The following is a 22201-nucleotide window of genomic DNA, read 5'->3' as shown; positions in this document are numbered from 1 at the left end:
CAATATAGACTATAGACGGACCCATGTCAGAATTTGCTAAAGAAATTACCCCAGTCAATCTCGAAGATGAGATGAAGCAGTCGTACCTGGATTACGCGATGAGCGTTATTGTTGGACGAGCGCTCCCTGATGTTAGAGATGGCTTGAAGCCAGTTCATCGACGTGTCTTGTATGCAATGAATGTATTGGGTAATGACTGGAATAAAGCCTATAAGAAGTCTGCACGTGTCGTCGGGGATGTGATCGGTAAATACCATCCTCATGGTGATACTGCTGTTTACGATACTATCGTCCGTATGGCGCAACCCTTTTCATTGCGTTATATGCTCATTGATGGCCAGGGTAACTTTGGTTCCGTTGATGGAGACTCTCCTGCGGCGATGCGTTATACCGAAGTCCGTATGTCTAAAATTGCGCATGAAATGCTGGCTGATTTAGATAAGGAAACAGTCGATTTTAATGCCAACTATGATGAGTCTGAGTCTGAGCCAGCAGTGTTGCCCGCTAGAGTGCCAGCTTTATTAGTGAATGGCTCTTCGGGTATTGCGGTAGGGATGGCGACTAATATTCCACCGCATAACCTAGGTGAAGTGATTAGTGCCTGTCTGGCACAGATTGATAATCCAGATATTACTATCCGGGATTTGATGGAATTTATTCCAGGGCCAGATTTTCCTACCGCAGGTATTATCAATGGTGTTTCAGGGATTTATGATGCTTATTGTACGGGCCGTGGGAAAGTTTATATACGTGGCCGTAGCCATGTAGAAGATTATAATCAGGGTACTCGTCAGGCTATTATTGTTACCGAATTACCTTATCAGGTAAATAAGGCGCGCTTACTGGAAAAAATTGCCGACCTAGTTAAAGAGGCTAAAATCGAAGGTATTTCGGGGTTACGCGACGAGTCTGATAAAGATGGTATGCGTATGGTGATTGAAATACGCCGTGGTGAAGTTCCTGACGTTGTGCTCAATAACCTGTATAAACAAACTCAAATGCGTACAGTATTTGGGATCAATATGGTGGCTATTTCCAATGCCCGGCCACAATGCATGAATTTAAAGGAAATTCTGCATGCCTTTATTAATCATCGCCGTGAAGTAGTTACTCGACGTACTATTTATTTGCTACGTAAAGCAAGAGAACGAGCACATGTGTTGGAAGGTCTGGCTGTTGCCATGTCCAATATTGATGAAATGATTGCCTTAATCAAAAACTCGGCCAATCCAGCAGAAGCTAAGAGCGGCTTACTGGAAAAAACCTGGAATTCAGGGTTGGTTGCTACTTTATTAGAACGTGCGGATGCTGATCGTTCCCGTCCGGATGGTCTGGCTCTGGAGTTTGGTATTCATGGTGCTGAATATCGTCTTTCTGAAGCACAGGCAGGAGCAATTTTAGACTTGCGCTTGCACCGTTTAACGGGCTTAGAGCAAGATAAAATTGTTGACGAATATAAAAAGCTACTGGATTTAATTGATGGGTATCTTGAAATTCTTGGTAGTGCAATACGTTTAATGGAAGTGATTCGTGAAGAGCTAGAGGCTATAAAAGAAGAGTATGCCGATGAACGTCGTACTGAAATAGTGATCGATCAGCTTAGTTTAACGGAAGAGGACTTTATTACTGAAGAAGATGTGGTGGTGACTATGTCTCATGAGGGGTATGTGAAATCACAGCGCCTGGAAGACTATCAGGCACAACGACGTGGTGGTCGTGGTAAATCTGCAACGGCAACTAAAGAAGAGGATTTTGTTGATAAATTAATTGTCGCTAATACTCATGATACGATTTTATGTTTCTCATCTGCGGGAAAAGTCTATTGGCTTAAGGTCTATCAATTGCCTATTGCCAGTCGGGCTTCTCGAGGCAAGCCATTTGTTAATTTATTGCCTTTAGATAAAGATGAGAAAATCAGCGCCATGTTGACAGTGCGTGAATATAGTGAAACGCAGTTTATTTTTATGGCGACCGAAGCGGGTACAGTTAAGAAGACGGCTTTAAAAGAATTTGAGCGTCAGCGTAGTAACGGTAAAATTGCCATTGATTTACGTGAAGGAGACAAATTGGTCGGCGTAGCAGTTACTGATGGCGCGCAAAATATTCTGTTATTCAGCAGTAACGGTAAGGCAAACTGCTTTAGTGAATCTGATGTGCGCTGTATGGGGCGTACCGCAACAGGTGTACGTGGTATGCGTTTGGGAGAAGGGCAGAAAATAATTTCCCTGATTACCTCTTCTGAAGGAACAGTGTTGAATGTTACTGAAAATGGTTATGGTAAGCGGACACGTCTGGAAGAGTTTACTCGGCATAAACGTGGCGGTCAGGGTATGATTGCCATGCAAACTTCAGAGCGTAACGGGAAACTGGTCGGCGCAGTGCTGGTTGCTGATAATGATGAAATTATGTTGATTACTGATGGTGGCGTATTGGTTCGTACCCGGGTTAATGAAATTTCGGTAGTTGGGCGAAATACGCAAGGTGTTAGAGTGATACGCCTGGGTAGTAAGGAAAAGCTGATTGGTGTTGATAAAATTGATGGTCTGGCTGAGGATGAAGAATCTGAGCCAGGTGATAATAGTGTGGTTGAGCAAGCAGCAGAGATAAGCGATGTTGCCAGTGAGCCTGTGGAAAAAACAGACCCTGATACGGGCGAGAGTGAATAATGTCAAAAATATATAATTTTAGTGCCGGGCCTTCAATGTTGCCCGAGGCTGTATTAAAACAGGCGCAAGCTGAAATGTTGGACTGGCAAGGTTCTGGCATGTCGGTGATGGAAATGAGCCATCGTGGTGCTGAGTTTATGTCGATTGCAAAAACTTTGCATGATGACTTGCGGGAATTAATGGCTATTCCTGAAAATTATAAAATCCTGTTTTTGCAGGGTGGGGCAACAGCACAGTTTTCATTTATTCCCGCCAATATATTAGATGGTAAGCAGAAAGCCTGCTATATCAATACTGGTGCCTGGTCCGAAAAAGCCATTAAAAGTGCAAAGCCATACTGTGATGTGATTATTTCCGCTAGTTCGGAGGCCAGTAATTTTACCTCTATTCCAGAGCGTTCGACCTGGAATATCGATGATCAGGCGGCTTATTTGCATTACACGCCCAATGAAACCATTCATGGTGTAGAGTTTCAGGATATTCCTGATGTCGGTGATTTACCGTTAGTTGCGGACATGTCATCAAATATTCTGTCACGTAGCATTGATGTCAGTAAATTTGGCATTATCTATGCAGGCACGCAAAAGAATATGGGCCCGGCGGGTGCAGCCGTGGTCATAGTCAGAGATGATCTGGTAGGTAAGGCGCAAAAAGGTTTGCCCGATATTTTTAATTATGAGAAGCAGGCTAAGCAAGAGTCTATGCTGAATACGCCGGCAACTTATACCTGGTATTTAGTGGGTCTGGTGTTGCAATGGGTGAAGGCGCAAGGTGGTGTTGCTGCACTGGAGCAAATAAATCAGCGCAAAGCGGCCAAGCTCTATGCTGCCATTGATCAATCCAGTCTTTATAGTAATCCGGTTGCAGTAGCAGATAGATCACGTATGAATGTACCCTTTATTCTTAGCGATGACAGTCTGGATAAGGCATTTCTTAGTGCTGCCAAAGAGCAGGGATTTTTATCCTTAAAAGGACACCGTTCGGTAGGTGGTATGCGTGCCAGTATTTATAATGCCATGCCAGAGTCAGGTATTGAGGCCTTAATACAATTTATGGCTGAGTTTGAGCGTACTCACTAGATTTGAATAACCTTGGGGAGTAGGCTTTAGCCTACATCGTACGGTAATTAATGTAGGCTAAAGCCTACTCCCCATGTTTTGTTAATTATATTTTCTGACCATGACTAATGTAATTCCCTTAGCTGATTTAAGAAATCAGATTGATGCAATAGATCAGCAAGTTCTTCAGCTGATTAATCAGCGTGCGTCGCTAGCCGAAGAAGTTGCCAAAACCAAGATTGCATCAGACGAGGATAGCTGTTTTTATCGCCCGGATCGGGAAGCATTGGTATTAAGACGTATTAAAGAGCTAAACCCTGGTCCCTTAAGTAATGACACGGCAGCACGTTTTTTTCGTGAACTAATGTCCGCCTGTCTGGCGCTTGAGAGGCCATTGCAAGTGGCTTTTTTAGGGCCAGAAGGGACATTTACTCAGCAAGCCGCTTATAAGCATTTTGGCCATGCAGTTTGTACTGAGGCAGTTACTACGATTGAAGATATTTTTCAGGAAGTAGAATCTGGGCGTTGTCAGTTTGGTGTTGTGCCTATAGAGAATTCAACTGAAGGGGTGGTCACGCCAACCCTGGATCGATTTGTAGCATCTCCAGTACAAATATGCGGTGAAGTGGCCATTAGAATACAGCATAATCTGATGGCCAATGTTACTAGCCTGAATGAGATAACAGAGGTCGTTTCACATAGACAATCATTGGCGCAGTGCCGAAAATGGCTGGATAAATATCTGCCAGGAGTACTGTGTACTGAAGTGAATAGTAATGCAGAGGCCGCTAGAATTGCATCTAGCAAGCCTGGTGTGGCGGCAATCGCAGGAGAAGTTGCGGCGGAAATTTATAATGTGTCGATTCTTGAAAGTGGTATTGAGGATCAGCCTGATAATACCACACGTTTTGTTATTATCGGTCGATTGACTTCGGTATCAACGAATGAAGATAAAACCTCATTGCTAATTTCTACTAAAAATCATGCGGGAGCCTTGTATAGCATCATAGAGCCATTTGCTAAATATGGAATTAGCATGACCAAAATTGAATCGCGGCCTTCGCGACAAGGTTTGTGGGATTATCTTTTTTTTATTGATATAGATGGGCATCAAACCGACAAAGATATTGTCACAGCGCTAGAAGAATTGAAATCACGTGTCACCATGATTAAAGTTTTAGGCTCATATCCGAAAGCAATTTTGTAATAGTTGTAGAGCGGACTTTAGTCCGCTAATCAAGCCTATGGTGAATTATTACCATGAAGGACGTGAAGGTAATGAAGAAAAATTAAGCAACTCGAGCAGCTGGCGATATGGAGTTTTTCTCCAAAGTTAAACTTCATACTAAAAGGTTTTATCTATGGAAACGTAAATTTACAACTACCAAGGCCAATTAACATGGACATCCAAAAGTTACGCTGCGCTCCAGTTATTGGCGGCGTTAGGTGTCAAAATGGAGAAATCATGAAATTAACGGAATCGGAAGCAAAGCTAAAGCTATCTCTTCTAAACTTAAGTGTAATGGGGTTAGATAGCAATGCTGCTTACTTAAGTATTAACATATTAACAAACAATAGCTTGCATATGTAGGCTGGGTTAGCTTATCAAGCAAAGCGCGATAACGTAACCCAGCATTTTTCCATAAATCAACGTGTTGCCGGGTTACGTTTTTTCGCTACGCTAAAAAATCTAACCCAGCCTACATTCTTAACTTATTGTTTATTAGGCAATTACACTATTAAGTAAGCAGTATTAGACTTAGATAGGTTGATACAATCACACAGTTTATAAATATGGGTCTACCGCAAGAAATAATTACTCGGATAAATGACCTTTGGGAAAAAACCAAGATAATAGGCGGTCAGGTTATCCATGTTGGAAAAATCATTCTCGCTGAAGTAATGAAATTCATTAAAGAAAATTCACACTTAGCAGTCGGTGTGGTTATTGGGGGCATCAAGTATATGAGCACCTAACAATTAAAATACACTAGGAAAGTCAAAAGCTACGCATTTGCCTTCCGGTGATTTTGGATGTTATGTTTCCCCCAAAACTACAATGTTGAATAAAATAACAAATATGTTATTATTCTGTTTATGGAATGGAGCATTGAATATTATAGCCCTGAAGTTGAAGAAAGTATTTTAGGCTTGCCTGAAGGGTTTTTGTCTCGTTATTTTAGGTTAACTGACTTAAGGGAGATGGAAACAAATAATCATCCAAAACTGCTGGTCTTTTTGTCCGTTTTCTGCGTTGTAGTAACAGTTGCGTAGCCTGCTATGCGCCTGTTACTACGCCTTGAATACGAACAAAAATCCTGCCCAATACTGGACAATTATTTATTTCCAGCTCCCTAATGATTGAATTTGGGGCAAACCTTGGTATGCCACACACTAAACCAATTGAAAATGATTTATTTGAATTAAGGGTTAAAAGTAAAGAAGGGATTGCAAGAGTCTTCTTTTGTACGAAAATTGGCAAACGAATAATTATGCTTCATGTCTTCATTAAAAAGACACAAAAAACACCAAAAAAGGAACTTTTTATTGCTAACAAAAGAATGCTAGAGGTTATTAAACAATGACACATGAAGAGTTAAAAGCCAAAGCCTTATCTAACCCAAAGGTTAAAGATGAATATGATGCTTTAGCCCCCGAGTTTTCATTGCTTCAAGGTATGTTATTAGCACGTGAAAATTCAGGACTAAGCCAGGCAGAAATAGCTTCGCGAATGGGAACTAAAGCTCCTGCTATTACTAGATTAGAATCTTCACTTACGAGTGGAAAACATTCACCGTCTTTGGCAACAATTAAAAAATATGCAGAAGCAGTTAATTGCCATGTTGAAATTAAATTAGTTCATAATTAAACGTGTAAAAACATAACAAAAAAATCAACAGCGACCACAAGTAAGCGTCACGGTTTTTTTAATTCTGTTCTTATTTATTCAAGCACTCACCGGGGTTGCGCTATGCCGTTTTCTCAGTATTAATCAAAACTATTTAATTTTTTCAACACACTTTTAGAAGGGCTTAGGTTGATTTAGGTATTTCTTCAAGTCCTTCGCTTAAAATCAGGGAAACGGAGCCTAAGCGGAGTGATGATATTTAGTCTCACCAGCATTGTGTATTTCAGCTACTCAATAATTGGGAAACTTCAGCAGTTAATTGCCATGTTGAAATTAAATTAGTTCATAATTAAACGTGTAAAAACATAACAAAAAAATCAACAGCGACCACAAGTAAGCGTCACGGTTTTTTAATTCTGTTCTTATTTATTCAAGCACTCACCGGGGTTGCGCTATGCCGTTTTCTCAGTATTAATCAAAACTATTTAATTTTTTCAACACACTTTTAGAAGGGCTTAGGTTGATTTAGGTATTTCTTCAAGTCCTTCTTCTTGCTCTTCATGGTAAAAAATATTGCTCCTGAATTCAAATAACTCCTTATTAAATTTTTAATATGCAACAAAGCATCTATCAGCTCGCCACTGCTGGCGTACAAACATTAGTACCTTATCAGCCTGGAAAACCTATTTCTGAACTGGAGCGTGAACTGGGTTTAACCGAGATTGTTAAGCTGGCCTCAAATGAAAATCCATTAGGCCCTAGCGAAAAGGTTAAACAAGCGATACAGGCAAGCTTTGCTGATTTATCACGCTATCCGGACGGTAATGGTTTTGCTTTAAAAACTGCGTTATCTAAGAAATGGGGTGTGGATAGTTCGCAAATTACCCTAGGGAACGGTTCGAATGAAATTCTGGAATTATTAGCCAGGGCATTTTTAACAACTGAGCATGAAGTGGTTTTCTCGCAACATGCCTTTGCAGTGTACCCTCTAGTCACGCAGGCGGTAGGAGCACAAGCTAAAGTTATTCCGGCAATTGATTATGGGCATGACTTAAACGGAATGCTGGCGGCAATTAATGATAAAACACGCCTTTTATTTATTGCTAACCCTAATAATCCAACCGGTACTTATTTAACCGAGCAGGCTCTAAGCAATTTTTTAGCGGAAGTCCCAGAGCATTGTGTATGTGTTCTTGATGAGGCTTACTTTGAATATGTAGATAAAAGTGATTATCCGGATTCAATTGCCTGGTTAGCAAAATATCCTAATTTAGTAATTACCCGGACATTTTCTAAAGCATACGGTCTGGCTGGCTTACGTATAGGCTATAGTTTATCTAGCCCAGAATTGGCGGATATATTAAATCGCGTACGTCAGCCCTTTAATAATAATGCACTGGCACTGGCCGCTGCTGAGGTTGCCATACAGGATACTGAGTATTTAGCGGCTACGGTTGCATTGAATAATGCCGGTATGCAGTTTGTCACTGATGCTTTTTCTGCCATGGGCTTGCCCTGGATAGAATCAGTGGGGAATTTTGTTGCTGTTGATTTGCAGCGAGAGGCGGCCAGGATCAATACAGCTTTATTACACAAAGGTGTGATTGTGCGTCCTGTTGCCAATTATGAAATGCCTAATCATTTGCGCATTAGTATCGGTACAGAAGCTGAAAATGCATTTTTTATTAACGCCCTTAAAGCTGTCTTAGCGGATGTTTAAAAAGCTTTGTATCATTGGGGTAGGGCTAATAGGTGGCTCTATTGCCCGTGCGGCGCGAGCAAATGATCTTTGTACGACGATCTCGGCTTATGGGCGTGCACAAGATCTGGATAATTTACAACAAGCGCTGGCATTAAAAGTTATTGATAGCTATAGCCTGAATCTTGAGCAAGCTATTAGCGATGCTGATTGTGTGATCATTGCTACGCCAGTAGGAGCAATGCCAGCGATCTTTAAGCAGTTACAAGCCTACTGGTCTGATAGCGTATTGTATATGGATGCAGGCAGTACTAAAGGCAATGTAATAGCCGCATTATCCCTGGTATTTGGTGATATTCCGGGTAATTTTGTACCCGCGCATCCGATTGCAGGCGCAGAGAATAGTGGTGTGGGTGCTGCACTAGCAGAACTATTTCAGGGCAAGCGGGTGATATTTACTCCCTGTGTTCAGACTGATAAACACTTTATTAAGCAAGCCACTTATTTTTGGCAGGGTATGGGTAGTCATATTTCCTATATGCAGGTAGAGCAGCATGATGCAGTTTTGGCTGCGACCAGCCACTTGCCGCATATTATAGCATTTGCTTTGGTGGATTTATTAGGCAGGAAAGATGAGCAAGGTGATATATTTAAATATGCAGCAGGTGGCTTTAAAGATTTTACCCGTATTGCATCCAGCGATCCAACCATGTGGCTGGATATCTGTATGGCAAATAAACAACACATTATTCCATTAATTGAGCAGTTAAGTTCTGAGTTAGGCGATATTAAGCGAATGTTGCAAGACAATCAAGCTCAGGAGCTGCACGATACTTTTTCTTATGCCCGAAATGCTCGGCAACGTTTTTTAGATCAACACAATAACATGACCCAATCAATAATTTTTACTGTTCAGCCAGGTGGGCACTTACAAGGTGAAGTGCGTGTGCCCGGAGATAAATCAATTTCGCATCGCTCCATTATGTTGGGCTCGCTTGCAGAAGGGACGACGCATGTCACAGGTTTCTTAGAAGGTGATGACGCTTTGGCTACTTTGCGTGCCTTTCAGGCGATGGGGGTGCAAATCGAAGGTCCTGTTGATGGTCAGGTTACCATTCATGGTGTTGGGCTGGATGGTTTGCAGGCACCTAAGGAGCCGATTTATTTAGGTAACTCCGGGACCTCCATGCGTTTGCTCTGTGGATTATTGGCAGGACAAAAATTTGATGCCGTATTAACTGGGGATAAGTCTTTATCGGGTCGCCCAATGCGTCGGGTAATTGATCCTTTAAGCAAAATGGGAGCCGTTATTGAAAGTACTGATAATGGAACCGCACCTCTAACCATTAGGGGGCAAAGTGGTGCTTTGCAGGGCATACACTATGATATGCCAATTGCCAGTGCTCAGGTTAAATCCTGCTTATTACTTGCAGGCTTATATGCGCAAGGTAAAACCTCGGTAACTGAGCCTGCACCAACGCGCGACCATACTGAACGCATGCTTTCCGGCTTTTCTCACCCAGTCGAGCAGGAGGGTAATCAAGTAACGATTTCTCGCCAGGGACAGTTAAAGGCAACAAATATTGAAGTGCCGAGTGATATTTCTTCGACAGCCTTTTTTCTGGTTGGTGCGTCTATTGCTGCTAATTCTGATTTGACTTTAAAGCATGTTGGCATTAACCCAACTCGTACAGGCGTGATTAATATATTGCAGTTAATGGGTGCGAATATTGAATTATTGAATCAACGTACAGTCGGTGGTGAACCTGTTGCTGATATACGAGTACGTAGTGCGGCATTAAAAGGTATTGCAATTCCGGAAGAATTTGTTGCATTGGCAATAGATGAATTTCCGGTCTTATTTGTTGCCGCTGCCTGTGCAGAAGGAACAACTGTTTTAACGGGTGCAAAAGAGTTACGTGTTAAAGAAAGTGATCGTATCCAAGTGATGGCGGATGGTTTGCAAATACTGGGTGTAGAGGCACAACCTACCGAAGATGGCATGGTGATTCAGGGTGGAACTATCGGTGGCGGCACAGTTGTCTCTCATGGTGATCACCGTATTGCCATGTCATTTGCAATGGCTGCACTACGCGCAAGCGACACTATCGTGATTCAGGATTGTGAAAATGTGAATACCTCATTTCCAGGTTTTGTATCGTTAACAGCGCAGCTAGGGCTTAATATCAGCAGTGAGGAAGGTTAATGACTATTCCTGTTTTAACTATTGATGGTCCTAGTGGAGCCGGTAAGGGAATAGTTAGTAGGGCAGTGGCAAAGAAACTAGGTTGGCATTATCTGGATAGTGGGTCTATTTATCGTTCGCTGGCAATCTCTGCTATGGATAAGCACTTAGATTTGAACGATGTGGCTGCTATTACTCAATGTGCCGTGCAAATGCATTTGCTGTTTGAATGTGTGGATGAACTAGTTGTTATATTGGATGGCGTAGATATAACGCATCGCTTACCTACAGAAGAAACAGGTGCTACAGCCTCTAAAATAGCTGCTTATCCTGAAGTACGGGCTGTCTTATTGCAAAAGCAAAAAGATTTTCGCCAGCTTCCTGGGCTGGTTGCTGATGGGCGTGATATGGGAACCGTTGTTTTTGCAGATGCTTCGGCCAAGGTGTTTTTAACGGCGAGTGCCAAAGAAAGAGCAAATAGACGATTTAAACAGTTGAAAGAAAAAGGAATTGATGCTAACCTTGACAAGATTACAAGTGAAATTGAGGTGCGTGATCGTCGCGATAGTGAACGAAAAACAGCGCCGCTTATTCCTGCAGAAGATGCCTTTTACCTGGATTCATCTGATTTAACGATTGATGAAGTCATTGATCAGGTCATTACTTTAGCTGTTATGTAATGAAACTGGTGGGTTGTACGCAGAATGTACGGCCTTTTTTTAACTACTTAGAAAAAGAGACTTGATGAGTTTAAGCAAGTCTTGGGATAGAAAACAATGAGCGAAAGCTTTGCTGAATTATTTGAAGAAAGTATAAAACAAACGGAAATGCGTACTGGCGCGATGCTAGTAGGTACGGTTGTAGACATCGATAACGATAAAGTTATTGTCAGTGCGGGACTAAAATCAGAAGGTGTGATCCCTAAATGGCAATTTTTAAATGAAGAAGGTGACCTTGAGGTTAGTGTAGGCGACGAAGTTGAAGTTGCTCTGGATTTAATCGAAGATGGCTTGGGTGCTACGCTACTTTCTCGTGATAAAGCGAAGAAACATAGAGCCTGGGGTGAGCTGGAAACTGCTTTTGAAGCTGAAGAGACGATTGTTGGTCGTATCAATGGCAAAGTTCGCGGTGGTTTTACCGTTGCAGTTGGTGCATTACGTGCTTTCTTACCTGGTTCATTAGTTGACGTTCGTCCTATTAGAGATACAACCTTCCTTGAAGGTCGTGATCTTGAATTCAAAGTAATTAAAATCGATCAAAAACGTAACAATGTTGTGTTATCTCGTCGTGCTGTGGTTGAAAAAGAATACAGTGCAGAAAGAGATGAATTACTTAAAACATTGGCTGATGGCATTGTTGTAAAAGGTATAGTCAAGAACTTGACTGACTACGGTGCATTCATCGATTTAGGTGGCATCGATGGTTTATTACATATTACAGATATGGCATGGCGTCGTGTGCGTCACCCATCGGAATGTGTGGAAATTGGTCAGGAAATCGAAGTTAAGGTACTTAAGTTCGATAAAGAAAAGACGCGTGTTTCATTAGGTATGAAACAAATGGCGGAAGATCCATGGCATGATATTGCAAACCGTTACCCAGCAGGTACACGTGTATCTGGTAAGGTAAATAACTTAACTGATTACGGTTGTTTTGTTGAAATTGAAGAAGGCGTTGAAGGTTTAGTTCACGTTTCTGAAATGGATTGGACTAACAAAAACGTTAACCCATCTAAAGTTGTACAGCTAGGTGACCCGGTTGAAGTTATGATCCTTGAGATCGACGAAGAAAGACGTCGTATTTCATTAGGAATGAAACAATGTCGTACTAATCCTTGGGATGAGTTTGCGGCTACGCATAACAAAGGCGATAAAATAGCAGGAAAAATTAAATCAATTACTGATTTTGGTATCTTTATTGGCCTGGATGGAAATATTGATGGTCTGGTGCATATGTCTGATATTTCATGGTCTGATGCTCAGGAAGAGTCAATCCGTGAATACCAGAAAGGTGATGAAGTAGAGACAGTTATTTTGGCTGTTGATGCTGAGCGTGAGCGTATTTCACTAGGTATCAAGCAGTTGCAACAAGATCCATTCCAGAACTATATTGCTATTAATGAAAAAGGTAGCATGGTTAAAGGTGTGGTCAAAGAAGTTGATGCGAAAGGTGCGGTTATTACCTTGGCAGAAAACATTGACGGCTACCTAAGAGCTTCTGAAATACAGCGCGATCGTGTTGAAGATGCAACTAAATTACTAAGTGTTGGTGATGAAGTTGAAGCTAAATTTATTGGTGTTGATAAGAAAAATAAATCTATTTCTCTATCTATCAAAGCCAAAGATTCTGATGATGAAGCATCGGTAATGAAAGAGTATTCAGAGCAACCGGCTGGTACACCTACAATGGGTGATTTATTCAAGAATTTGGATAAATAATAGTCAGGCAGAAAGGAGGGGTTTAATTTGTGAAAATTAAACCCCTTTTTTTATATTAGGGCGTTTTTTACTATGGATGGCTGATAGCAATAATATGGCTCTTTTGAAAAATGAGTGGGTAAATTATAATTAACAGTCCTTATAAGTCACCTAAATTTATTTTTTCATGATAACAGAATTGTTTCAACAAGCACTTCATATTAATTCGCCTTGGCTGATTAAGTCTATTGATTTTAATGCTGAAGAAAAACGACTTGATATACAGATAGACTTTAAGCGAGGAAGTACTTTTGCAGATCCTGATGCAGGTGATAACGAAGTAAAACAGTATAAGGCATACGATACCGTTCAAAAAACCTGGCAACATTTAAATTTTTTTGAACATGCATGCCATTTACATGCGCGAGTCCCCAGAATTAAACGTGACGATGGAAAAGTTCGACTCATACCTACCCCTTGGGAAGGCAAGGTTTCAGGGTTCACCCTGCTGTTTGAGGCGTTATTAATACAATTATGCAAAGCCATGCCAGTTCATAATGTGAGTGACTTAACGGGTGTCTCTGATCACAAGATATGGCGTGTACTGGATACCTACATTGAGCTAGCCAAGATCGATGAAGATTACAGTAATATAAGCACTATCGGAATGGATGAAACCTCTATTGCAAAAGGACATGACTACATTACTCTTTTTGTCGACCTGGAAGAGAGAAAAACACTGCATATTAGTGCAGGTAAAGATCATAAAACCGTTGTTGATTTTGTGGAAGTATTAGAAGTTAAACAGGGTGATAGGAATGCAATTAAACAAGTGAGTTGCGATATGTCTCCTGCCTTTATTAAAGGCGTTAAAGAAAACATGCCAGAGGCAGAAATTACCTTTGATAAATTTCATATCATAAAACTTATCAATGAAGCTGTTGACCAAGTGCGCAGAGAGGAAGGGAGTTACACCCCTATACTCAAAGGAAATCGTTATATTTTTTTAAAAAATGAGTCTAATTTAACTGCAAAACAGAAAACAATAAAAGAGGAGTTAAGCATGGCAAAACTGAACTTGAAATCTATCTGAGCCATGCAAATTCGCGAAGCATTTCAACAGGTTTATGTTGCCGAAAGTACAGAGCAATTTGAAGGCTTACTTAATAACTGGTATTACTGGCCCCCATTATAAAAGTAGCTAAGACAATTAAAAGGCATTGGGATGGAATTGTCAGCTGGAAAAAGAGTCAAATCAATAATGGTATTTTGGAAGGATTAAACTCGGTTTTACAGGCTGCAAAAAGAAAAGCGAGAGGATATAAAATGCAGCACTTCAAAACAATTGCTTATTTACTAACTGGAAAATTAGACTTTTCTAAAATAAATGCGAATTGTTTACCCACTTGAAATTCAAAAGAGCCAGAAAAAAGTTGAATTAGAAAAACTAGGAATACCTTTTGATATTGGAAAGATTAATCAAATAGCTAATGACCTTGATTACTACCGCTGAAAATCAGGGAAACGTAGCCTAAGCGAAGTGATGATTTTTAGTCCGCGATAGCCGTAGGGTCGTTGTTATAGTCAACTGGCCCCCATTATAAAAGTAGCTAAGACAATTAAAAGGCATTGGGATGGAATTGTCAGCTGGAAAAAGAGTCAAATCAATAATGGTATTTTGGAAGGATTAAACTCGGTTTTACAGGCTGCAAAAAGAAAAGCGAAAGGATATAAAATGCAGCACTTCAAAACAATTGCTTATTTACTAACTGGAAAATTAGACTTTTCTAAAATAAATGCGAATTGTTTACCCACTTGAAATTCAAAAGAGCCAATAATATAGATGGCAGGAATATCACAATAATTATAGGAAATAGTGTGACAAAATCTGAATTAATCGAACAATTATCAAAGAAACAACCTCATTTGGCTTTGCAGGATGTGGAGTTGGCAGTTAAGTGCATGCTGGAACAGATGAGTCAGGCTTTATCGACTAACGAAAGAATAGAAGTGCGTGGTTTTGGAAGTTTTTCCTTGCATCATCGTAAACCTAGAATGGGACGTAACCCCAAAACTGGGGAATCGGTTTCATTAACAGAAAAATATGTTCCGCATTTTAAGCCTGGTAAGGAATTGCGTGATCGTGTTGATGAAACAAGACATACACATGAAATAACTGATTAGCAATAGTGAGAGATTCTTTATGATGCGGATGATAGTAATTACTTTTTTTGCATTGATTGCTGTGATGGCACTGATTTTTTCTTTACGTAATTTTCAGACAGTAGAAATTGATCTGTATTTAACGACAATATCAATGCCTTTGGCTTTGGCGTTAACCATTGAATTATTTGCCGGAATTTTTATTGGTTTTCTGGTGGCGTTTATGCACATTATTAAACTAAAATCTCAATATAGATCCTTAGATAGAAAAGTTAAAACTATCGAGTCATCAGAATAATTCACTAGATCTATATATCATATACAGGGAAGGGGCTTTAGCTACGATCTTATCGTGGTTAAAGTCCCTTCTGCTTTTTAGGGTAGAAAAAGCCTTATTCAATGGCTAATTCTTTAATTTTTCGAGTTAAAGTATTACGCCCATAGCCTAATAAATTCGCTGCCTCATGGCGGTGCCCCTGAGTATGTTCTAAAGCAGATTTAATAAGAATAGTTTCCGTCAAAGGAATGATATGCTTGGCTATATCTTGTTGTCCTTGCTGAATTCTTTCTTCTATTGCTTTTTTCAGATTCAATTCCCAATTATTTTCTGATTCAGAGCTACTTTCATTGGTTTGTCTGGCTGTATAATCAGGTAATAATTCAGGTGGCAGGTCTATTAAATGTATTTCCCTGCCTGAAGCCATGACTGTAATCCAGCGACATATATTCTCTAGCTGGCGAACATTTCCTGGCCAGGCTAAAGTGCATAAATACTCTTCTGCTTCAGGTGTCAGTAGCTTTACTTCACTTTCCAGTTCCTGGGCGGCAGCGGCTAAAAAATAATGCATTAGCAAGGGAATATCTTGAGTGCGCTCATTTAAGGGTGGAATGTGTATGCGTATAACATTTAGGCGGTGAAATAAATCCTCTCTAAATAAACCCTGCTCAACTAATGCCTCCAGGTTCTGGTGAGTGGCGGCGATAATGCGTACGTTAACTCTAGTCGGTGTATGTGCTCCAATGGGGTAGAATTCGCTGTCCGCTAATACCCGAAGTAATCGGGTCTGTAATTCTGCAGGCATGTCGCCAATTTCATCAAGAAATAAAGTGCCATTATCTGCTTGTTCAAAACGTCCGGCGCGGCGTGTATTTGCTCCGGTAAAAGCGCCCTTTTCATGGCCAAATAATTCAGATTCCATTAAATCTTTAGGGATAGCTGCCATATTTAATGCAATGAAAGGCTGTTTTGAGCGGGGGCTATGCCGGTGCAAGGCTTTGGCAACCAGTTCTTTCCCCGTGCCAGACTGGCCATTGATTAATACCGTAATATGGGATCGAGCCAGACGACCAATAGCACGGAAAACTTCTTGCATAGCGGGTGCTTCACCGATGATTTCAGGCGGTAATTCTTCATTTTCATTACTAATGTTTTTCGTGTTGTTAGTCTGTTGTCTATGTAAACAGGCGCGTTGAACAACAGAGAGCATTTCTTGAATATCAAAAGGCTTGGGAAGGTATTCAAATGCACCTCCATGAAAAGCAGAAACGGCACTTTCTAGGTCAGAATGCGCTGTCATAATGATAACAGGCAAGTCTCGGTGAGACTGCTGCAGTTTGCTGAGTAACTGTAAGCCATCCATGCCAGGCATACGTATATCTGACAGGAGAACATCAGGGGTGTCATGCTGTAGTGCATCAAGCAATTCCTGTGCAGAAGTAAAGCTTCGGGTAGCTATTTCGTTTTTATTTAATGCTTTTTCAATGACCCAGCGAATCGATTTATCATCATCGGTGATCCATGCTACAGATTTATTAGTCATCAACATTGCCTACGGGTAAATATATTGAGAAAGTGGTGTTTTCAGTTGTGCTGATACATTCAATAATACCGTTATACTGATTAATGATCGATTGAGCGATAGGGAGTCCAAGGCCAGTGCCATCACTTCGTCCGGTAATCATAGGATAAAAAATTTGATTCATTAGTTCGGGTGGTATACCGCTGCCATTGTCAATAATATCAATTCGAGCTGTAAGTTTATGGTGTTTTCCCGCGATGGTCATTTGTCGGTATATGCGAGTACGGAGAATGATTTCACCCGTATCATGAATGGCTTGGGCTGCATTACGGACAATATTTAAAAAAGCTTGAATTAGCTGGTTTTTGTCAGCTTTTAACTCAGGAATACTGGGGTCGTAATCACGTTTAATAATTATCATGTCACTCATTTCAGCCTGAACCAATTGTCTGACACGTTCTAATGCTTCATGAATATTAAGAGCTACTTTGTTAGGCGGTTTATTAGGGCCGAGCATTTTGTCCATCAGCGCTTTCATGCGGTCGGCTTCTTCAATAATTATCTGGGTATATTCCTTTAAGTCATTATCTTGTAATTCAAGTTCCAGTAGTTGAGCAGCACCCCGTAAGCCTCCTAGCGGGTTTTTTATCTCGTGCGCAAAGCCCCGCATTAGCATACGCGAGATATTTTCCTGAGCAAGTAACTGTTCTTCTTTAGAAATTCGTAGATGCCGGTCTAGTTGCTGTAATTCTAAGAGAACTTCTGGTTGTTTCTGATTTTCAAGAATAGGGGTTGCACTAAAGCTGATGGTTATTTTTCTGTGGAATAAGTCCAGAGTGAGCTCACGATCAAAAAAGCTTTCATTGCATTCAATACACGGTCTTAAATCATGGTGAATCTGTGTATTGGTGCCAAACACATCCTTTGCAGTTTTACCGAGCAAATGTCTGGCGCTATCTTCAAATAATATCTCGCCAGCCGTATTGATATAGGTCAGCTTGAGGTCATTATTAAATAAGAGAATGGCTTCATTGATGTTGTCGAGAATTTTATTGTGCACAATAAGGAATTGAAAAGAATAGTTACAGTGTTAGAAGCAATTTGTAGACCAATTTAGGCTATCAACAGGGAAATGTCTAATTCTCACAAGCTTAGGGAGTTGGAAATAAATAAACGTCCACTATTGGGCAGGATTTTTGCTCGTATTCAAGGCGTAGCAACAGGCGCATAGCAGGCTACGCAACTGTTACTACAACGTAGAAGACGGACAAAAAGACCAGCAATCTTGGATGATGAGTGTTTCCATCTCCCTTATAGTGCAAACTATAGGTTTTTAGGTATCTTAAGCCTATTTAAGCAATGAGTGCAGTCGAGAGATTTGTCATAAAAATTATGGTTCTATGTGAATCCTAGTGGGTAGTGCGATAATAATACCATGAATAATGAATCTTTATTTAGTATGGCTTTAGGCTTACAATCGCCTTGGAAAGTGGAAGAAATTATCTTTTCAAACGACAATATTTTAGATAGCATTGTGTATTTCAGCTACTCAATAATTGGGAAACTTCAGTTTAAAAAGTTACCACTACATAAAGTAGTGGTAATTTCTTGTTGTGTTTACAAGCTGTAGTACATATCAAATTCTACAGGGTGTGTACTCATACGTAGACGAGTCACTTCTTCCATTTTTAGATCAATATAACCATCAATCACATCATCAGTAAATACACCGCCGCGTGTTAAGAATTCACGGTCTTCATCTAATGCCTTTAATGCTTCGTCAAAAGAGAAGGCAACTTGTGGAATCAATTTTTCTTCTTCTGGTGGCAAGTCGTATAAATCCTTGTCCATGGCATCACCAGGGTGGATTTTGTTTTGAATACCGTCTAGGCCGGCCAGCAACATTGCAGCGAAGCAAAGATAAGGGTTAGCAGTAGAATCACCAAAACGTACTTCGATACGACGGCCTTTTGGATTGTTGACAAAAGGAATACGAATAGAAGCTGAACGGTTACGCGCAGAATAAGCAAGCATTACAGGCGCTTCAAAACCTGGTACTAAACGCTTGTAACTGTTAGTTGACGCATTAGCGAAAGCATTTAACGCTTTAGCATGTTTAATGATACCGCCAATGTAGAATAAAGCAGTTTCAGATAAACCACCGTATAAGTCACCAGAGAACAAATTGTTACCATCTTTAAACAAAGACTGGTGAACATGCATGCCGTTACCGTTATCACCGACTAAAGGCTTAGGCATAAATGTAGCTGTCTTACCGTAGGCATGTGCGATATTAGCAACCACATATTTAAGTTCTAACACTTCATCCGCTTTTTGAACTAATGTGTTAAATTTAACGCCTAATTCACATTGACCAGCAGTTGCAACTTCGTGGTGATGAACTTCAGTCGTCTGGCCCATTTCTTCTAATACTAGACACATTGCAGAGCGCATGTCTTGTAGCGAATCAACCGGAGGTACAGGAAAATAACCACCTTTTACACCTGGGCGGTGTCCAATATTACCATCTTCGTAGACTTTTTCAGAGTTCCAGCCTGCTTCTTCAGAGTCGATTTTGTAGCTACAGCTACCCATCTCATTACTCCAGCGTACGTCATCAAAAACGAAGAACTCATTTTCAGGGCCAAAAAAAGCAGTGTCTGCAATGCCTGTAGATTGCATGTAAGCTTCAGCACGTCGAGCAATAGAGCGAGGATCACGTTCATAACCCTGCATGTCTTTTGGTTCGATAATATCGCAACGTAAAATTAATGTATTGTCATCAAAGAAAGGGTCTATTTTTGCAGATGCTGGATCTGGCATTAAAATCATGTCAGATTCGTTGATACCTTTCCATCCTGCGACAGAAGAGCCATCGAACATATTACCTTCTTCAAAAGTATCTTCATCTATTGAATGGGCAGGGAAAGTAACATGCTGCTCTTTACCGCGGGTATCGCAAAAACGGAAATCAACAAATTTGATATCGTTTTCTTGTATCATTTTTAGTACGTTATCTACTGACATTTAGAGCCTCTCCTAAAGAGTTATTTTGAATTGTTGTTAATACGCCAAGCGTATTATGACAAACTTGGTATATTACATTATTTATTTACAAATTACCTCTTTTTATGAGGTGTACTATTTCAAAAGCAAATATCAGGCCATTAATAAGGTACTGTTTTATGGGGTATTAGTTACTATAAATACGGATATATATTTATCTTTGTACCAATTGGTGCGTCATGATGGGGAGAGGGTGTTTTAGTAGGTACTGAAAAGTGTTAAAATGCTTTATTACTGCAGAAATCAGTCAATATGTAGGTAACAGGCGCTTGTTATTATTTCAGTTCATTCCTTTACGTATAGAAAATTATGAAACGATTTATATTTGTTTTTGTCCTTGGTTCTTTAATGAGTGGATGTCAGACTTCTTCAGATCAAACCCCAAAATGGACGATGGCTCCAGGAGAAGTGGCATTTGGTTCTTTAGCTGGTTTTGATAGAAAGCAATATTTAATAGAGCAACATGCTCTGCTACGCAGTAAAGTACTAGACAAAGGGGTTGAATCAGAAATAAAGGGCGACACTTTGACTGTTAATATTCCCGGCAATATAGCTTTTAGCCCTAATTCTGCACGGATGAACTGGAATGTTCATGAAATTCTCGACAGAATCAGCCCGATTTTAAAAGAATATAAGTACACTTCCATCCTGGTATTTGGGCACTCAGATTCTAAAGGAGATAGGGATGTTAATCAGCTATTGTCCGAACAAAGGGCGCGGATTATACGCGAATACTTTATTAATAGTGGTGTTAATATTCTGCGTATAACCTCTAGAGGTCTGGGCGGAGATGACCCTTTAATCTCAGATGAGCTGACTACTCTGGAACGCTCTTTAAACAGAAGAATTACCCTGGAAATTAAGATTGATGAAGCGCTAGTGGAGAAGGATTCACGTGATAAGGGAAATTAGTATTGTAGCCATTGGTATAACTGCCTAAATGCATATATATTTTAGTTTTAAGTCAGCGATTTTTAATTTTTTTCACCTAACAAATGAAAATAGGCACTGTACTAGCAGTGCGGGCGTTATTGCTCTATTAATGTCGTTATCTGTTCAGGCAGCAAATGTAAATGAAACGATAGAAGATGGGCTCCAGTTTGGCGAGCAAGGTAAATATGGACAAGTAAAGTTTGATTTACGTTATCGCTACGAAAACGTAAATACTAGTGATAATTCACCTGTAAAAACAGCGCATGCAAATACCCTACGTCTACGAGCAGGGTATCTGACACCTGAATTTCATAATGTACAAATTTATGCTGAATATGAAGGCAATCTTGCTATGCAGGAGGACTATAATAGTTTGCGTAATGGTTTGACCCAGTATGAAGTTGTAGCTGACCCGCAAGAGCAAGAACTAAATCAATTCTGGCTAAGTTATAAAGGTCTTTCGGGTACTTTAATAAAAGGTGGACGGCAACGGATAGAATTAGATAATGAGCGTTTTATCGGTAACGACGACTGGCGGCAAATGGAGCAAACTTTTGATTCCGTATTGATTAGTAATCAATCGGTAGAGAATTTAACGCTAAACTTCATCTATATAGGGCAGATACATTCGGTGATTTCTACCAGGCATCTAGTAAGTATGCCGGTATTCAATTTTAGCTATAAGTTTGGTCGCTTTAGTACTCTAACTGGGTATGGCTATTGGCTGGCGGATCATGAGGATGCTATCAACTCAACGCAGACCTATGGAGTAAGGCTGCACGGTGAGCCTAAGTTAAAGCATGATATTCAGTTGTCCTATGATGTAGGCTATAGTAATCAGGCAGATTATAAGAATAATCCCGGTAACTATGCGCTAGATAGATATCTGATTATATTGGGCGCACAATATGTTGGTATTACTCTCAAGTCTGGAATGGAACAGTTAAATGGTAATGACATTTATGCTTTTCAGACACCACTAGGTACCAAGCATGACTTTCAAGGTTGGGCAGATAAATTTCTGGTGACGCCCGGTGCAGGTGTTAGAGATATTCAGGCATCCATAGATAAAAGCTTTTATGGGGTTAAATTTATGTTTGCCTATCATTACTTTACTGACTCAAAAGGCAATGGAGAGTATGGTAACGAATATGATTTTCTGGTGACTAAACATTTTGGCAAACATTATCAATTGTTGGCAAAATATGCTTATTATGATGCTGATAATAGCCAGGCTGCTATAAATGCCGGAGTAGAAAAAGATACCCAGAAAATATGGGTGCAGGGTAGTGTGAATTTCTAATTAAGGGGCGAGGATTTAATAATACCCGAAAGTATGACGCAGGATTTTGGCTGCACAGGTGCGC

Annotated in this window: 20 protein-coding genes and 1 pseudogene; 18 read left to right on the top strand and 3 right to left on the bottom strand. The window is 40.3% G+C overall.

Annotated features, from left to right (window positions below):
* Positions 1-23: 23 nt before the first annotated feature.
* From gyrA to CDZ78_RS04490, 15 genes and pseudogenes are all read left to right on the top strand, one after another.
* Positions 24-2666 carry a DNA gyrase subunit A gene (gene gyrA, locus CDZ78_RS04560; RefSeq protein ID WP_087868917.1) on the top strand — a complete coding sequence of 881 codons (2643 nt, stop codon included), beginning with the start codon at positions 24-26 and terminating at the stop codon, positions 2664-2666.
* Positions 2666-3745 (top strand): 3-phosphoserine/phosphohydroxythreonine transaminase, encoded by a 1080-nt coding sequence (gene serC / locus CDZ78_RS04555; RefSeq protein ID WP_087868916.1) that lies wholly within the window; start codon positions 2666-2668, stop codon positions 3743-3745. Before gyrA ends, serC begins: the two co-directional genes overlap by 1 nt.
* 100 nt (positions 3746-3845) lie before the next feature.
* Positions 3846-4931, top strand: a complete 1086-nt coding sequence (gene pheA, locus CDZ78_RS04550; RefSeq protein ID WP_087868915.1) for a prephenate dehydratase — start codon at positions 3846-3848, stop codon at positions 4929-4931.
* A 587-nt stretch (positions 4932-5518) separates the two neighbouring features.
* Positions 5519-5701 (top strand): hypothetical protein, encoded by a 183-nt coding sequence (locus tag CDZ78_RS04540; RefSeq protein WP_087868913.1) that lies wholly within the window; start codon positions 5519-5521, stop codon positions 5699-5701.
* 338 nt (positions 5702-6039) lie between these two features.
* Positions 6040-6309: a type II toxin-antitoxin system RelE/ParE family toxin gene (locus CDZ78_RS04535; RefSeq protein ID WP_230990565.1), complete on the top strand. Its 270-nt coding sequence runs from the start codon at positions 6040-6042 to the stop codon at positions 6307-6309.
* A complete protein-coding gene (locus CDZ78_RS04530) occupies positions 6306-6593 on the top strand; it encodes a helix-turn-helix domain-containing protein (RefSeq protein WP_087868911.1) in 288 nt (95 codons plus the stop codon). The genes CDZ78_RS04535 and CDZ78_RS04530 overlap by 4 nt, the downstream gene beginning before the upstream one ends.
* A 592-nt stretch (positions 6594-7185) precedes the next feature.
* Positions 7186-8292 (top strand): histidinol-phosphate transaminase, encoded by a 1107-nt coding sequence (gene hisC, locus CDZ78_RS04525; RefSeq protein WP_087868910.1) that lies wholly within the window; start codon positions 7186-7188, stop codon positions 8290-8292.
* A complete protein-coding gene (locus CDZ78_RS04520) occupies positions 8285-10477 on the top strand; it encodes a bifunctional prephenate dehydrogenase/3-phosphoshikimate 1-carboxyvinyltransferase (protein WP_087868909.1) in 2193 nt (730 codons plus the stop codon). The genes hisC and CDZ78_RS04520 overlap by 8 nt, the downstream gene beginning before the upstream one ends.
* On the top strand, positions 10477-11136 hold the full coding sequence (gene cmk / locus CDZ78_RS04515; protein WP_087868908.1) for a (d)CMP kinase: 660 nt from the start codon (positions 10477-10479) through the stop codon (positions 11134-11136). The genes CDZ78_RS04520 and cmk overlap by 1 nt, the downstream gene beginning before the upstream one ends.
* Before the next feature lie 96 nt (positions 11137-11232).
* Positions 11233-12894: a 30S ribosomal protein S1 gene (rpsA, locus tag CDZ78_RS04510; protein WP_087868907.1), complete on the top strand. Its 1662-nt coding sequence runs from the start codon at positions 11233-11235 to the stop codon at positions 12892-12894.
* Positions 12895-13060: 166 nt separating this feature from the next.
* Positions 13061-13966 carry an ISL3 family transposase gene (locus CDZ78_RS04505; protein WP_244559155.1) on the top strand — a complete coding sequence of 302 codons (906 nt, stop codon included), beginning with the start codon at positions 13061-13063 and terminating at the stop codon, positions 13964-13966.
* A gap of 77 nt (positions 13967-14043) precedes the next feature.
* Positions 14044-14283 (top strand): transposase, encoded by a 240-nt coding sequence (locus tag CDZ78_RS22895; RefSeq protein WP_307190454.1) that lies wholly within the window; start codon positions 14044-14046, stop codon positions 14281-14283.
* Between the two features lie 172 nt (positions 14284-14455).
* Positions 14456-14692: pseudogene (locus CDZ78_RS04500) on the top strand (transposase); the annotation flags it as partial.
* Positions 14693-14739: 47 nt separating this feature from the next.
* Positions 14740-15057 carry an integration host factor subunit beta gene (locus CDZ78_RS04495; protein ID WP_167374175.1) on the top strand — a complete coding sequence of 106 codons (318 nt, stop codon included), beginning with the start codon at positions 14740-14742 and terminating at the stop codon, positions 15055-15057.
* A gap of 19 nt (positions 15058-15076) precedes the next feature.
* Positions 15077-15334 (top strand): LapA family protein, encoded by a 258-nt coding sequence (locus CDZ78_RS04490; RefSeq protein WP_087868904.1) that lies wholly within the window; start codon positions 15077-15079, stop codon positions 15332-15334.
* Between the two features lie 94 nt (positions 15335-15428).
* On the opposite strand, the gene ntrC is transcribed toward CDZ78_RS04490, so the two are convergent.
* Together ntrC and glnL are read right to left on the bottom strand one after the other, a co-directional pair.
* On the bottom strand, positions 15429-16856 hold the full coding sequence (gene ntrC, locus CDZ78_RS04485) for a nitrogen regulation protein NR(I) (protein ID WP_087868903.1): 1428 nt from the start codon (positions 16854-16856) through the stop codon (positions 15429-15431).
* Positions 16849-17895 carry a nitrogen regulation protein NR(II) gene (gene glnL, locus CDZ78_RS04480; RefSeq protein WP_087868902.1) on the bottom strand — a complete coding sequence of 349 codons (1047 nt, stop codon included), beginning with the start codon at positions 17893-17895 and terminating at the stop codon, positions 16849-16851. The genes ntrC and glnL overlap by 8 nt, the downstream gene beginning before the upstream one ends.
* A gap of 375 nt (positions 17896-18270) precedes the next feature.
* On the opposite strand from glnL, the gene CDZ78_RS04475 reads away from it, so the two are divergent.
* Entirely contained in the window at positions 18271-18465 is a 195-nt protein-coding gene (locus tag CDZ78_RS04475) for a hypothetical protein (RefSeq protein ID WP_087868901.1), read from the top strand.
* Here CDZ78_RS04475 and glnA read toward each other — a convergent pair.
* Entirely contained in the window at positions 18453-19862 is a 1410-nt protein-coding gene (gene glnA / locus CDZ78_RS04470) for a glutamate--ammonia ligase (protein WP_087868900.1), read from the bottom strand. The genes CDZ78_RS04475 and glnA overlap by 13 nt on opposite strands.
* Before the next feature lie 348 nt (positions 19863-20210).
* Here glnA and CDZ78_RS04465 point away from each other — a divergent pair, with 348 nt between their 5' ends.
* Together CDZ78_RS04465 and CDZ78_RS04460 are read left to right on the top strand one after the other, a co-directional pair.
* A complete protein-coding gene (locus CDZ78_RS04465; RefSeq protein WP_087868899.1) occupies positions 20211-20813 on the top strand; it encodes an OmpA family protein in 603 nt (200 codons plus the stop codon).
* A 28-nt stretch (positions 20814-20841) separates the two neighbouring features.
* Entirely contained in the window at positions 20842-22137 is a 1296-nt protein-coding gene (locus tag CDZ78_RS04460; protein WP_087868898.1) for an alginate export family protein, read from the top strand.
* Positions 22138-22201: the final 64 nt, after the last annotated feature.

Origin of the sequence: Bathymodiolus platifrons methanotrophic gill symbiont, from assembly GCF_002189065.1 — a bacterium.
Classification (GTDB): Bacteria; Pseudomonadota; Gammaproteobacteria; order Methylococcales; family Methylomonadaceae; genus Methyloprofundus.
The sequence above is the reverse complement of the archived record's forward strand: the minus strand, read 5'-3'. Positions and strand labels throughout refer to the sequence as shown.